The sequence below is a fragment of the Tatumella citrea genome, from assembly GCF_002163585.1.
Classification (GTDB): domain Bacteria; phylum Pseudomonadota; class Gammaproteobacteria; order Enterobacterales; family Enterobacteriaceae; genus Tatumella; species Tatumella citrea.
This window is the reverse complement of record NZ_CP015579.1, coordinates 3262981-3277645: the sequence shown is the minus strand read 5'-3', so window position 1 is coordinate 3277645 and position 14665 is coordinate 3262981. Positions and strand designations below refer to the sequence as shown.

Here is a 14665-nt window from a genome sequence, read left to right as displayed (position 1 = left end):
TCTCTGCTGTACGACAACATTTTGCGAGCTGGCGCGACCGGGATAACAATCTGAGCAGGATAAGCTTGTCGCAGGCTTGCACTGCCCGATGATTGGGCTAAACTGGCGGCGTTAATTTTCCGATCAAGGACATCCCCTATGTACCAGGATATTATTCGTTCAGAATTGAATGAAGCAGCAGAAACGCTTAACAACTTCCTGAAAGATGAAAACAATATTCAGGCAATTCAGCAGGCTGCTGTGTTGCTGGCCGACAGTTTTAAGGCCGGAGGAAAAGTACTTTCCTGTGGTAACGGTGGTTCCCATTGTGATGCGATGCATTTTGCCGAAGAATTAACCGGCCGTTACCGGGAAAACCGTCCTGCATACCCGGCGATTGCGATTTCAGATGTCAGCCATATCTCCTGTGTCAGTAATGACTACGGTTATAATCATGTTTTCTCACGTTATATTGAAGGCGTGGGCCGTGCAGGGGATGTTCTGTTAGGTATTTCCACTTCAGGAAATTCTGCGAATATCATCAAAGCTATTGAAGCGGCACGTGCTCAGGGGATGAAAGTGATTACTCTGACCGGAAAAGATGGTGGTCAAATGGATGGCAGTGCAGATGTCGAAATTCGTGTACCGCACTTTGGTTTTGCTGATCGTATTCAGGAAATTCATATTAAAGTTATCCATATTTTGATCCTGCTGATCGAAAAAGAGATGGCGAAGTAATCATATCTTGCTACACCTGCTGAAATACCCCGGCTGGCTACCTCTGACGACTTGCCAGAGGATGGCCCGCATGCTATTCCTTTACTTATCTGTTGCATATTGTGCCTGACGACGGGAATTTAACGAGGTTTTAACTGATGTGTGAACTGCTCGGGATGAGCGCCAATGTGCCGACTGATATCTGTTTCAGTTTTACCGGGCTGGTTCAGCGCGGTGGCGGGACAGGGCCACATAAAGATGGCTGGGGTATTACTTTCTATGAAGGAAAGGGATGCAGGACGTTTAAAGATCCTCTGCCGAGTATTGATTCGCCGATTGCCAGTCTGGTCCGTGATTATCCCATCAAATCTCATTCGGTGGTTGCCCATATTCGCCAGGCGAATCGCGGTATGGTCTCGCTGGAAAATACCCATCCGTTTACCCGTGAGCTTTGGGGTCGTCACTGGACTTATGCACATAACGGGCAGTTGACGGGTTATCAGAAACTGGATAGCGGGAATTTTCGCCCGGTGGGTGAAACCGACAGTGAAAAGGCTTTCTGCTGGATTTTGCATAAACTTGCGACCCGTTATCCGCGTACTCCGGGAAACTGGCCGGCTGTTTTTCGCTATATTGCTACACTGGCTGCTGAGTTGCAGAAAATGGGTGTGTTTAACATGCTGCTGTCAGACGGACGTTATCTGATGGCTTACTGCTCAACCAATCTGCACTGGATAACCCGCAGAGCGCCGTTTGGCAAAGCCACTCTTATTGACCAGGATGTTGAAATTGATTTTCAGCAGCAGACTACGCCTCAGGACGTAGTGACAGTGGTCGCGACGCAGCCATTGACGGGAAATGAAACCTGGCACAGGATTGCACCAGGTGAATGGCAGTTATTTTGTCTGGGTGAGCGCCAGGAAAGTCTTTGAAGCATTCTCTGAGCTGTTGCTGAACGGGTTCTGATTCAGGACATATTGCCCGTTATCTACGGTCACGTTCGGCGGCTGCTTATGCTTGAGAAAATAATCATATCCTGGTTTTAACTGTTTCCAGAAACTGAAGTAAGCTGAATCCCGGTGGCGTTGCATATTACTGTCGGTCATCCGGAACGGGAAAATATTCACCTCAACTTCAGACTGGCCATTTCTCAGTGCAGCATTCACGTAGGTATAAATCTGATCCATATAGGCATTGGTCATGGCATAGCAGCCAATCGATACGCAGTTGCCGTGAATCATCAGATAGTTACCACTATAGCCATTTTCGCGATCATACTGATTTGGAAAACCAATATTAATAGCGCGGTAGAAATGGCTGTCCGGTTTTAGCTGATTAAGCTGCACAGAATAGAATCCTTCCGGACTTTTAAAATCTCCCTCGACTCTTTTCGGTCCAAGACCTCCGGAAAAATCGCAGATCCGGAAACTGTTCAGCAGCCGGTATTCATTACCTATTTTGCCGTACAGATCGAGTGTACGTTCTTCTTTAAAGATCTGAATAAATACCGGGGTACCCAGCAACTGTTGTTTGAGTTCTTTACTGACGGGCTGCTGTGGGGAGACCGGAGTTTCGGTCATCGCCAGGCAATAGGCCGGGATTAAAAGCATCGCAAGGAAAAGTGCGATTTTACGCATGCTGCTACTACCTTGAACAAAGAGTGAGAGAATACTGTCTTTTATACCATCGCTACGGATTAATCTTACATTGCGCTGGTTAAGCGCAACATTAGCATTGTCAGCAGTTTTATCAAGCAACAGACGCATAAATTTGTATCAATAGTCGTGTCAGTCAGGTTTCTGCGATTGATTAAAAAGCAGACAGGCCGACTGATACTCTGTAGTTGATATTTTAACTGAATATTTATACAGTACTTGCTCTGTTTATACCGGGGTCTGGCAGATGCGTAAAATCATTCATGTTGATATGGACTGTTTTTATGCAGCCGTTGAAATGCGCGATAATCCATCGTTGCAGGATATCCCTCTGGCAATTGGTGGCAGTCGCGAACGACGCGGTGTCATTAGCACTGCGAATTATCCGGCCCGAAAATTCGGAGTCCGGAGTGCTATGCCGACAGCAACGGCGCTACGACTGTGTCCGCAGCTAACATTGCTGCCAGGTCGTTTTGATGTCTATAAACAGGTTTCTGAACATATCCGACAAATTTTCGCCCGTTATACTTCGCTTATCGAACCACTCTCGTTGGACGAAGCTTATCTCGATGTCAGTGACTGTGCGCAGTTTCATGGCTCGGCAACGCTGATTGCCCGGGATATTCGCCAGGCTATCTGGCAGGAATTACAATTAACAGCTTCAGCCGGAGTGGCACCTGTTAAGTTTCTGGCTAAAATTGCTTCTGATCTGAATAAGCCTAACGGCCAGTTCGTCATTACCCCTGCCGAAATGGACTCCTTTATTTGCCAACTGCCGCTGGAGAAAATCCCCGGGGTAGGGCAGGTGTCAGCCAAAAAATTGACGGATATGGGCCTGAAGACCTGTGCTGATGTCAGGCAGGCTGATTTGTCATCGTTACTGAAAAATTTTGGAAAATTTGGCCGCGTCCTTTGGGAGCGCAGTCACGGGATAGATGAGCGGGATATCATTGCCGATCGGCAGCGCAAATCGGTTGGCGTTGAAACGACGCTGGAGAAGGATATCGATCGCTGGGAGCAGTGTCTTGAAGTTCTGGAGTTGCTTTATCCTGAGCTGGAACGCCGGCTCAAAAAAGTCCGTCCTGATTTGCGAATTTCCCGTCAGGGGGTGAAGTTTAAATTTTCAGATTTTCAACAAACCAGCCGCGAGCACGTCTGGCCGGTATTGAATAAACAGGATCTACTGACGATTGCGAGGGAAAGCTGGGATGAGCGCCGGGCTGGCAGAGGCGTCAGGCTGGTTGGCTTACAGGTGACATTGCCTGACCCCTATGCCGAACGGCAATTGCCGTTGGGGCTGTAATGCTTTGTCGGTCACATGCCGGCAATGACAGCCACTGCCGGCACAAATAAGTTATCCCTGACGCCCCCGAAAATAAGTCAGCGCCAGTGCCAGTGCCAGCACCAGACCTTTAATAATGTCCATTGCATAGTAGGGCACAGATAACATCACCAGGCCATTTTGCAGCACACCAAGTATGATGGCCCCAATCAGTGTGCCCAGGGCATTCGGTTTCCCTGACCCTGCCAGTGATAAACCTATCCAGGCTGCGGCGACAGCATCCATCAGATAACCACTGCCTGCGTTGACCTGAGATGAACCGATTCGGGATGCCAGTAATATGCCACCAAGCCCGGCCAGCAACGATGCCAGAAGGTAGGCGGCAACCCGATAACGGGTGGTACGGATACCGGAAAGTCGTGCAGCTTCCGGGTTACCCCCCAACGCATACATCCGACGACCGTGTTTGGTCAGTGAAAGACCAATCTGGGCTATGACGGTTACGACCAGCATGATGATTACAATGCCCGGAATTTCACCCAGAACACTGAAGTTTGCCGGAATAATGCCTTCAGCCATGTCACCACTTGGCATTACCATATTCTGAGTGATGGAACCGCCATAGCTGTAAGTCATAGCAACCCCTTGTACCACGAACAATGTTGCCAGTGTTGCCAGCATGTCCGGTATACGCAGAACGACAATCAGGAAGCTGTTAAACAACCCGACTAACAGGCACAGGGCCAGAGTAATAAGGATGGCGGTGGTGGTACCAAAACCGTGCCAGACAAACATCGAAATAACCAGTGCGTTGGCTAACGATGCGGTTGAACCTACCGACAGATCAAACCCACCAACGGTTAGTGACACCGCAACCGCCATTGCAATCACTGTAACGATGGCTATCGAACGCAGGATATTCAGCAGATTATCCGGCTCCAGGAATCCGTTGGCAGTCAGGCCAAAACCCGCCAGCAGGATCACTACAGTAAGTAACATTCCCCATTTATACAGGAAATCAAAAAAACGGTGATGCCAGCTAATCGCTGAAGAGGTTGAATTAGGGGTGCTGCTCACGCAGGAGTTCCTCCGGTTGAATAAAGTAACAGTGTTTCTTCACTGGCATTTTTTCCCTCCAGTTCGGCGACGATCCGCCCGTCCCAGAGAACACAAATTCGATCGCATAACCCGACCAGCTCGGCAAATTCACCGGAAGCATAGATAATCCCTTTGCCTTCTCTGGCAAGCTCATCGACTAACCAGAAAAGATCGGATTTAGCTTTAACATCGACGCCTTTGGTTGGTTCGTCGAAAATCAGAATGTCAGACTGGCTGGCCAGCCATTTACCGATGGCGACTTTTTGCTGATTTCCCCCCGACAAACGGCGTAATGTCTGTTGAGGACCCCGGCTTTTCACTGCAAGCTTGCTAATAATCTGCTGCGCCCATTGCACTGACTGCTTTACGCTAAAAAATCCATGAGAGGAAAAGCGATCGTCCGCACTGACAGACAGATTCATCGCAACCGATTCATCAATAAAAATACCTTCTTTGCGTCGCTCTTCCGGCACCAGAGCGATGCCTGCAGCGACTGAATCGGCAGGTGAACGGGGAGCCCAGGGTTTTCCGTGTAACTGATAACGGGACACCTTACTTTTGGTTGCCCCAAACAGAGCTTTGCACAATTCGGTTTTACCTGCCCCTGCCAGCCCGGCAATACCGAGGATCTCCCCTTTATGTAGTGTCAGGCTGATGTCCTGTAGCAGTTTTTTGTCATGCAAGCCTTCCACTTTCAGTAACTGTTCTGTGGAATGTGCCGGGCGGGCCGGTGGATACAAATCAGTTAGCGTATGTCCTATCATTTTTTCAACGATCTGCTCACCACTCAGGGCATTCATCTTTGTAGTTTCAATCAGTTTTCCGTCACGCAACACGGTGAGTTGATCGCAGATAGTTTTTAATTCATGAATGCGGTGGGAAATAAAAACAATTCCGATCCCCTGCTGCTGTAGATTTCGGACCACACTGAACAGCTGCTCACTTTCATGTTGATCCAGTGGGGCCGTGGGTTCATCAAGAATCAGAAAACGGCATTCGTGAGACAGGGCACGGGCCAACAGGATTTGTTGTTTTTCTGCCAGCGAGCATCGTTCCGCCGGTTGACGCAGGTCGATAGAAACATTGAGTTGTTTTAACAGTGTTGCGGCCTGGCGATATATTTCTCCCCAACGACAGATCTGTCCGGGGGCAGCCAGATAATCGAGCATGATATTCTCTGCCACACTGAGCGTCGGTATAAGACCATTATCCACCTCTTGCTGTACCAGATGGATTCCTGCCCGTTTAGCCTGAAGTGGTGTGCGAATATCCAGTGGCTGGCCGTCGAGCAATATCTCGCCCTGATAATGGTGGTGTGCACCGGATAACACTGCCATCAGCGTTGATTTACCGGCACCATTAGCGCCCGTCAGAGCATGTACCGAATGCCCTTCCAGGATAAAATCAACATTATCCAGCGCGGCAAATCCGGCGAAATTTATCGATATATTGCGCATTTCGAGGCGGTGAGCATCGGCCATAATTTATCCATACACAGCTAAGTAATGACTACAGGGTTTCTGTCTGAGAAGTCTGCGATCCGCGCTTCCTGAGTGACAGGGGTCATAAGCTACCACAAAAGACGTTTAGCCATCCAGAAGTCTGATTAGAATGATCGGTTTATCTCAAAACTGACGAATTTTTAGCGTCTAATCACAAGCTTGTGGGATTATTTGGTGAAAGATTCTGTTGTTACACTCCCTAAAAGCAGGAACCCGCAGTGGATATTCTCTGGTGGCTAGTGTGAAACCTAACGTCTGCAGAATGATCTGTCAGTTATTGAATGACCGATCAGAGAAGGAGCAAAACGATTGCCGCCATTGGTCTGAACAGTACTGCGAAAAAATTAACATTAGGCTTTTGAGCTATCAATATTCTGAAATAACACAATGGTGTTATTTTCTGAGTCTTCATAAGCAACAGTTTTGTTATGTCAGGGATATATTTCCAGTCGATGAAAATTTCGAGGCTGTCCGTTTTTTGACTATTTAATTTGCTAAAACAGAGATAGTGTTTTTATAGTTTGTTATTACCTGTCATTAATCAGGTATCTTATTTTGTTGTAATAAAACCTCTGGTTTAACAAGGTTATAGATGTTCTTGTTAGATAACAATAAGAGTGAAATCTATGATAAACATGAAATTAAAAAGGCTGACTGCCATAGTCGTGATAATTGTATTGTCTGGCTGTAGCAATCATGATGATGCTGACTCACTTCATACAGAAAGTGGGTCAACAGCATTACGATTTGCGCGGGCTATGAATTTGCATTTAATGGCGGACAGGGGAAAAGAGGGATATTTGATTTATAATCAATATACCAATAATACCGTTACTGCTCTGCCATCTCCTCTGATTGTTGATCAGCAAGGCAATGCCCAAAGGCTGGATAATAGCGCTGCTGAGGTTAATGCAGGTTTTATCGCGCATAATTCCATACTTAAACCCTCATTGGCTCAGCGTCAGGAAGGGCGGGCTCCGGTTCCGGAAGGGCTGGTGCGTATAGCATCATGGAATCATCAGAACGAGATGCTGAATGTCAGTAAAATGAGGGATGTTTTTTTAAAATATATCCCCTTGTTTTCCGGTTTCAGTTCCACTGAATACTGCACCGGTAAGGTTAGCCATGCAGAAGTCAGGCGGGAAAACCTTAAGGTGAATGCCTCTCTGCAAAACATCGATATGTCAGCATTGCCCCGGCCGCCATTAAAGAGAGCGTCACGAGTGCAGTTTTATGGGTTTAATACCTGTTTCAGCTATCTTGCTCAGCAGAAATCTAATTTGCCTGTGTTTGCTGCCATGAGCAGAGAGTTGGGGGAAAACTGGGCTATTTTTGTTCCCGGTAGCCAGCAACATCAGCCGTGGATATTTAATGAAGGGCGAGCTTATCCCTTTGCAAAAGAGGGTGAATCCCGTAGTTAGCCGGTCTCTTTTTACTTGTGTAAAAACAGATAACATCTGAAGGTCACAATGCCTGGCTGCGGCCCGGATATTTAGCGAAGAAGAGTGGCTTGTTCCAAACGGGAAGGGCTGTCATTACCGTCAGGCAGAGAAGATGTGGTTACGAAATGGAGCTTTACCAGTCAGATAGCTGGTGACAAAAAAGCCAGAGCAGGGCTCTGGCTTTCGTTTAACTCAAAATACCCGGGGTCAACCACAGTGCGGACAATTATTTCACCGGCACTTCTTTTAACAGACCAGTCAGTAACTGCCAGTATAAACCAACACTGCCAATATGAACCTGTTCATCCGGTGAGTGCGGGCCGGTGATGGTCGGACCAATCGAGACCATATCTAAATGCGGATAAGGTTTTTTGAATAACCCGCATTCCAGTCCGGCATGAATCACCTGAATATCGGGCATTTTACCAAACAGTTTCTGATAAATTTCCCGGGTTTTTGCCATGATTGGCGAATTCTTATCCGGCTCCCATCCAGGATAGCTGCCTGACGCCAGCGTTTTTGCACCCGCCAGCTCACCCAGAGAGGTCAGGGTATCCACGACATACTCTTTACCACTGTCGATCAGTGAGCGTACCAGACTGATAATTTCAGCGGTCTTGTCATTGAGTGTAACTACTCCGACATTCAGAGAGGTTTCCACAACGCCGACAGCTACGTCTGAATTACGAATCACGCCATTCGGGATGGCATTGAGTAACCGCAGGAAGGTATCACGACTGGCCACAGTTAATGCCGCTTGTGTTGTGGTGACTGCTTCAGTCAACAACACGACATTCTCGTCTTTAGGGCCTGCTTCATTTTTCAACAACTGTTGGTAATCGCTGACGGCCTGGTCAAACTGCTGACGATCTTTCTGACTGACTGCCAGAGTGGCAAAGGCCTCGCGGGGGATAGCATTGCGCAGAGTCCCACCATTAAAATCAACCAGTTGCAGATCTACTTTTTTGCTCACGTTGACCAGAAAACGAGCCAGTAATTTATTTGCGTTGCCCAGTCCCATATGAATGTTTGCGCCGGAATGACCACCACGCAGACCTTTTAACGTCAGTTTTAGCGTCTCGTAGCCTGTGGATACGGCCTCACGCTGTAATGGCAGTTCGGTTACACAGTCAATGCCTCCGGCACATCCCATGTAAATTTCACCTTCTTCTTCCGAATCGGTGTTAATCAGGATATCGGCCTGAAGCCAGTCAGACTGCAGGCCAAATGCGCCATCCATTCCTGCTTCTTCGGTCATGGTGAGCAGGACTTCGAGTGGCCCATGGACCACTGTGTCATCGGCCAGAACGGCTAAAGCCGAGGCCATACCAATACCATTATCAGCTCCAAGAGTCGTACCGCGGGCTTTCAGCCATTCACCGTCAACATAGGGGCGGATGGGGTCAGTGGTAAAATCATGCACAGTGTCGTTATTTTTCTGTGGCACCATATCCAGATGGGCCTGCAGCGCGACCGGAGTCCGGTTTTCCATGCCCGCAGTTGCCGGTTTCCGAATCAGAATATTTCCGACATTATCCCGTTCACACCACAATCCCTGCTCTTTGGACCAGGTGATAATATGCTGTGCTAAGGCTTCTTCATGATAAGAAGGATGTGGGATAGAACAGATTTTTGCGAAGATATCCCACAAAGGCTGTGGAGAAAGCTGAGACAGTTCAGACACAATTACTCTCCTGTAATGTTGCGGGTCAGGTCTGCCCGGGTTTACATTGGTCTGGCAGAGCGAGGAAATTTCTCTGCCGGCATGGCCTGAGAATACCATCGTTTGGTAACCGGCGGGGGAATTGAGGAGGAAAAAAGCGCCTGGCAGCAGCAGATGCTGGTTTTTAGTGCGGCATATCCTTATAATCTCGCGCAAACTTTTTACCCTTGCACTTAATTTAGGTCATCTGTATTGGCCGGGACTCCTTTAAATGAGCGAAAAATACGTCGTCACCTGGGATATGTTACAAATCCATGCCCGTAATCTCGCCCGGCGTTTGCTGCCGGTGGAACAGTGGACAGGTATCATTGCTGTCAGCCGCGGTGGGCTGGTACCCGCAGCATTGCTGGCCCGTGAGTTAGGGATCCGTCACGTTGATACAGTCTGTATCTCCAGCTACGATCATGACCATCAGCGCGATATGAAAGTTGTTAAACGTGCGGAGGGTGATGGTGAAGGCTTTATCGTTATCGATGATTTAGTCGATACCGGCGGCACTGCGAAAGCTATTCGTGAGATGTACCCTAAAGCACATTTCGTCACCATTTTTGCCAAGCCAGCTGGTCAGCCTCTGGTGGACGACTATGTGATCGATATTCCACAGAATACCTGGATCGAACAACCCTGGGATATGGGTGTGGCTTACGTACCGCCAATCGTCAAAGATTAATCATTACCTGGCAGCATTCTGAGTTTTAAGAATGCTGCTTTTTGTTTTCCGTCATCGCCTCGTCGTTTTCTCTCAGGTACACTGCTTCATTATTTTCCGCCCACGGAGCTGTGGCTATGCCGGAGAAAAATCTTAGTGAAGAGTTGTTTAAACCCCGTTTTGAACATCCTGAAACCTCATCCTTAGTCCGTCATATTGCGGGTCATGTGGCAGGTTCATCCTCAGTGATGTCTGCTAAATCTCCGCAGCGCTGGTACCGGACGCTCACGCCACTGGTGTGGAGCTGGCGAGGTGTTCCGGCTATCGAAATCAATGAAGTGCTGTCCAGAGTGGCGGCGAGCTCACTCGCCCGAACTAACGAACAGCAACTGGACACTGTTCGTGGATACCGTAATGGTAACTGGATTTATGAATGGTCAGTTCAGGCTGCCCGCTGGCAGCAGCTGGCACAGCAGCAAGAGGATAATGACACTGCGGGCCAGTACTGGTTGCATGCCGCAAATTTATTCAGTGTGGCTGCCTATCCCCATTTAAGTGGTGACGAACTGGCCGATCAGGCGCAACTACTGGCTTACCGTGCCTATGAACAGGCAACAGGTTTTTTGTCGGGTGAACTGAAATCTCTCAGTTTCCGAATGGAAGACGGTAAAACGGTGAACGCCTTTCTGCATATGCCAGGGCAGGTAAAACCCCCTTATCCGGTAGTGATGTTGTGTGGCGGGCTGGATACACTTCAGCTTGATCATTTTCGGTTATTTCACGACTATCTGGCACCCCGTGGACTGGCAATGCTCACCATTGATATGCCTTCGGTCGGCTACAGTTCCCGTTGGCATCTGACCCAGGATACCAGCATGTTGCATCAACAGGTCCTGCGACAACTGGCTGATGTTCCGTGGATTGACCACCGACGTGTCGGCATCTGGGGACACAGGTTTGGCGCGAATGTCGCTGTCAGGCTGGCTTATCTGGAAATTCCAAGGTTACGTGCAGTCGCCTGCCAGGAACCTATAGTGCATGGTTTACTGACGGATCCCTCGTTGCAGCAAGCGGTTCCGGATATGTTTCTTGATATTCTGGCCAGTCGCCTGGGTAAAACGACCCGCAGCGATGCAACATTATCTACAGAAATGAATGCTTATTCGCTTAAAACTCAGGGTTTGCTCGGCAGGCGGACTCCGCTACCGATGTTATCGGCTTGCCGGAAGAATAATCTCTACAGTCCGGCGGAGGATTCTGAGCTCATCTGCAATTCTTCTGCTAAGGGGAAATTAATCAGGATTGCCGATACTCCGGTGATGGCATCCTTTGAGCGCACGATCGTAGAAATCAGCGACTGGCTGGCAGGGCATCTAAAAAGATAAGTTGCGATTATTAGCAGGTTTGTTAAAAATTGACCCATCTTATAATGGAGGTGAAGTCATGGCATTACCTGGCGGACAACTAAGAGGACGTCTTTTAAAGCGTTTTAATGAACTGGGACCGTATCTCAGGGAAAATCAATGCGGGGCGGAGAACTTCTTTTTCGATTGCCTTGCAGTCTGTGTGAATGTCAAACCTGCACCTGAAAAACGTGAGTTCTGGGGCTGGTGGCTGACATTAGAAGCGCAGGATGATCATTTCACGTACCAGTATGCTTACGGATTATTTGACAAAGAAGGCGACTGGCAGGAAACCGTGATAAAGAAAGCGGAAGATAAAGAGGGTGTCGAACAGACATTACAAAAATTTTTTCCGCGCCTGGAAGCCCTGCTTACTCAGCTCAATATTCAGCTGATACCGGCAGCTGGTGCAGAAAAATTCGTACAGCAGTCGAAGTAAATCCGCACAGGGCAGAATGCATTCTGCCCTGTATCAGCGAACCTCCTTTCCCCGCGATTGTTCACTTGCTTAATCCTGTAAATGTCCATTATGGCTAATGTCTCCGGAGTTACCACAGGTTATCACTGCTGGTTCGACAGACATACGCGATGGTCACTCCGGAACGTTTAGCCGATACACAAGGGAGAGCCCTCAGAATCCGGCTGAGTTTTACTTATGGGCCTGAGCACAAAAAACACCTGTTTTGTGCGGTAAAAACGTCTGACTCTGCCCGCAGAACGGATAAATATTTTTATCTTTGGTCTGTGGCGGAATAAGGGTTGGATTCCCGCCCGACACCTGCTAAAAGGAAGGTTTGTTTATTGGTGAAATGGCAGGAAATATGAGTGGCAGTCAGACCCTGGTGGTCAAATTGGGAACCAGCGTACTGACCGGCGGATCCCGCCGGTTAAATCGTGCGCATATCGTAGAACTGGTCAGGCAATGTGCTCAGGCCATTGATGCCGGTCACCGGATTGTTATTGTGACCTCCGGCGCAATTGCCGCGGGACGTGAACATCTGGGTTATCCCGAACTGCCCCCCACCATTGCCTCTAAACAATTGCTGGCAGCTGTTGGTCAGAGTCAACTGATTCAGTTATGGGAACAGTTATTTGGTATTTACGGCTTGCATGTTGGTCAGATGCTGCTGACCCGTGCTGATATGGAAGACAGAGAACGTTTTCTGAATGCCCGGGATATGTTACATGCATTGCTGGATAACCGGATTATCCCGGTTATCAATGAAAATGATGCGGTGGCGACGGCTGAAATAAAGGTCGGCGATAATGATAATTTATCCGCGCTGGCCGCTATTTTGTCAGGCGCTGATAAATTACTGTTGCTGACCGATCAGCAAGGGCTGTTCACTGCCGATCCCCGTAGTAACCCGGATGCCAGGTTGATCACCGATGTGCATGTCATTGATGATGAATTGCGAATGATTGCCGGTGGCAGTGTTTCCGGCCTGGGAACTGGCGGAATGGCAACTAAGCTGCAGGCAGCCGATGTGGCCTGCCGTGCAGGAATTGACGTGATAATCGCCAGTGGTAGTCAGCCGGTATTAATTAATGAGGTGCTGAACGGACAACCGGCCGGCACTTTATTCCATGCGCAGAAAAATCGCCTGGAAAACCGTAAACACTGGATCTTCGGCGCACCTCCTGCCGGTTCGGTAACCATTGATGACGGAGCACTGAATGCGTTAATGGAACGCGGAAGTTCTCTGTTACCCAAAGGTATCCGTCAGGTTCAGGGCGATTTCTCCCGCGGTGAAGTAATTTCAATCCGCAGCCTGCAGGGGCGGGATATTGCTCATGGAGTTTCACGCTACAACAGTGATGCATTACGCATGATTGCGGGGCATCATAGTCAGCAAATTAGTGAAATTCTGGGTTATGAATACGGTGCAGTTGCGGTACACCGCGACGACATGATTGTCAGTTAAGGAATTATCATGCTTGAGACTATGGGTAAAGCCGCTCGTGCAGCGTCATACCAACTCTCTGTGCTTAGCACAGAACAAAAAAACCAGGTCCTGATGACCATTGCCAGCCAGCTGGAGCTGGAAGCCGGGGCTATTCTGCGGGCAAACGCAGAAGATGTTGCTGAAGCCAGGACCAACGGAATGGGGGATGCCTTGCTTGACCGTTTGACACTGACTCCCGAACGTCTTAAAGGAATTGCCGATGATGTTCGCCAGGTCTGTAATCTGGCAGATCCGGTGGGGCAGCTGATTGACGGAGGCCTGCTTGACAGCGGCCTGCGGATTGAGCGCCGTCGTGTGCCGCTGGGAGTGATCGGTGTTATTTATGAAGCCCGGCCAAATGTCACCGTGGACGTTGCCTCCCTGTGCCTCAAAACCGGGAATGCGGTTATTTTACGTGGCGGTAAAGAAACGGTCAGAACAAATGCGATGACCGTCAGTGTTATTCAGAAGGCTCTGGCTGCACATGGACTTCCGGAAGCGGCAATCCAGGCGATCGATAATCCTGATCGTCAACTGGTCACAGAAATGCTGAAGCTAGATCGCTATATTGATATGTTGATCCCTCGTGGTGGGGCCGGTTTGCATAAACTTTGTCGGGAGCAATCAACTATTCCGGTAATCACCGGAGGAATCGGTGTTTGTCATCTGTATGTTGATGAGACCATGGAGATTGACGCTGCACTCGATGTTATTGTTAACGCAAAAAAACAGCGTCCAAGTGCCTGCAACTCTTTGGAAACATTACTTATTCATCGGGATATTACTGCTGAGTTTCTGCCGCGATTCTGTCGCCGGATGGCAGAAGAGCAGATTATCTTACATGCCGACGAAAACATTCTGTCGCAGGTCAGAAACTTTCAACCTGAGACAGTTGCCGTGGCTGAAGGCGATTATGACGATGAATGGCTGTCACTTGATTTGAATATTAAACAGGTCGCTGGTCTTGATGAGGCGGTCAGCCATATTCGTGAACACGGCACTCAGCATTCTGATGGCATCCTGAGTCGCAGCCTGAAAAATGCTAATGACTTTGTGAATAAAGTTGATTCATCGGCGGTATATGTTAATGCCAGCACCCGTTTTACTGATGGCGGACAGTTTGGTCTGGGAGCGGAGGTGGCTGTCAGCACTCAGAAGCTGCATGCCCGTGGCCCGATGGGACTGGAAGCTCTGACGACTTATAAATGGATTGCCTGGGGAGAAGACTCCCTGCGCCGGTAATCTCTGACTCTTCCTGCCTGCGGGCAG

At 48.8% G+C, this 14665-nt stretch carries 13 protein-coding genes; 9 read left to right on the top strand and 4 right to left on the bottom strand.

Annotated elements, in window-relative coordinates:
* The first annotated feature begins 138 nt into the window (after nt 1-138).
* Nucleotides 139-717, top strand: a complete 579-nt coding sequence (lpcA, locus tag A7K98_RS15680; RefSeq protein WP_038022824.1) for a D-sedoheptulose 7-phosphate isomerase — start codon at nt 139-141, stop codon at nt 715-717.
* A gap of 137 nt (nt 718-854) precedes the next feature.
* Nucleotides 855-1628: a class II glutamine amidotransferase gene (locus A7K98_RS15675; RefSeq protein ID WP_087489398.1), complete on the top strand. Its 774-nt coding sequence runs from the start codon at nt 855-857 to the stop codon at nt 1626-1628.
* Here the strand turns inward: A7K98_RS15675 and dpaA are convergent.
* The gene (dpaA, locus tag A7K98_RS15670; protein ID WP_087490545.1) at nt 1593-2333 is read right to left on the bottom strand and encodes a peptidoglycan meso-diaminopimelic acid protein amidase; all 741 of its coding nucleotides are present in this window, start codon (nt 2331-2333) and stop codon (nt 1593-1595) included. The two genes, A7K98_RS15675 and dpaA, sit on opposite strands and share 36 nt — an antisense overlap.
* 265 nt (nt 2334-2598) lie before the next feature.
* On the opposite strand from dpaA, the gene dinB reads away from it, so the two are divergent.
* Nucleotides 2599-3654: a DNA polymerase IV gene (gene dinB / locus A7K98_RS15665; RefSeq protein WP_087489397.1), complete on the top strand. Its 1056-nt coding sequence runs from the start codon at nt 2599-2601 to the stop codon at nt 3652-3654.
* 51 nt (nt 3655-3705) lie between these two features.
* On the opposite strand, the gene A7K98_RS15660 is transcribed toward dinB, so the two are convergent.
* Nucleotides 3706-4710 (bottom strand): ABC transporter permease, encoded by a 1005-nt coding sequence (locus A7K98_RS15660; RefSeq protein ID WP_232461551.1) that lies wholly within the window; start codon nt 4708-4710, stop codon nt 3706-3708.
* The gene (locus tag A7K98_RS15655) at nt 4707-6212 is read right to left on the bottom strand and encodes a sugar ABC transporter ATP-binding protein (RefSeq protein ID WP_087489396.1); all 1506 of its coding nucleotides are present in this window, start codon (nt 6210-6212) and stop codon (nt 4707-4709) included. The genes A7K98_RS15660 and A7K98_RS15655 overlap by 4 nt, the downstream gene beginning before the upstream one ends.
* 821 nt (nt 6213-7033) lie before the next feature.
* Between A7K98_RS15655 and A7K98_RS15650 the strand changes: the two genes are divergently transcribed.
* Nucleotides 7034-7654 (top strand): hypothetical protein, encoded by a 621-nt coding sequence (locus A7K98_RS15650; RefSeq protein WP_157665984.1) that lies wholly within the window; start codon nt 7034-7036, stop codon nt 7652-7654.
* A gap of 247 nt (nt 7655-7901) precedes the next feature.
* Here the strand turns inward: A7K98_RS15650 and pepD are convergent, their stop codons facing one another.
* Nucleotides 7902-9359: a beta-Ala-His dipeptidase gene (gene pepD / locus A7K98_RS15645; RefSeq protein WP_087489394.1), complete on the bottom strand. Its 1458-nt coding sequence runs from the start codon at nt 9357-9359 to the stop codon at nt 7902-7904.
* A gap of 250 nt (nt 9360-9609) precedes the next feature.
* On the opposite strand from pepD, the gene gpt reads away from it, so the two are divergent.
* The 5 genes from gpt to proA all read left to right on the top strand — a co-directional run bounded on the left by gpt (nt 9610) and on the right by proA (nt 14638).
* Nucleotides 9610-10068 carry a xanthine phosphoribosyltransferase gene (gene gpt / locus A7K98_RS15640; protein WP_087489393.1) on the top strand — a complete coding sequence of 153 codons (459 nt, stop codon included), beginning with the start codon at nt 9610-9612 and terminating at the stop codon, nt 10066-10068.
* A gap of 116 nt (nt 10069-10184) precedes the next feature.
* The gene (frsA, locus tag A7K98_RS15635) at nt 10185-11432 is read left to right on the top strand and encodes an esterase FrsA (protein ID WP_087489392.1); all 1248 of its coding nucleotides are present in this window, start codon (nt 10185-10187) and stop codon (nt 11430-11432) included.
* Between the two features lie 58 nt (nt 11433-11490).
* A complete protein-coding gene (crl, locus tag A7K98_RS15630) occupies nt 11491-11889 on the top strand; it encodes a sigma factor-binding protein Crl (RefSeq protein WP_087490543.1) in 399 nt (132 codons plus the stop codon).
* Between the two features lie 382 nt (nt 11890-12271).
* Complete coding sequence (gene proB / locus A7K98_RS15625; RefSeq protein ID WP_087490542.1) at nt 12272-13375, top strand: glutamate 5-kinase; 1104 nt, start codon at nt 12272-12274, stop codon at nt 13373-13375.
* Between the two features lie 9 nt (nt 13376-13384).
* A complete protein-coding gene (gene proA, locus A7K98_RS15620) occupies nt 13385-14638 on the top strand; it encodes a glutamate-5-semialdehyde dehydrogenase (protein WP_087489391.1) in 1254 nt (417 codons plus the stop codon).
* Nucleotides 14639-14665 lie beyond the last annotated feature (27 nt).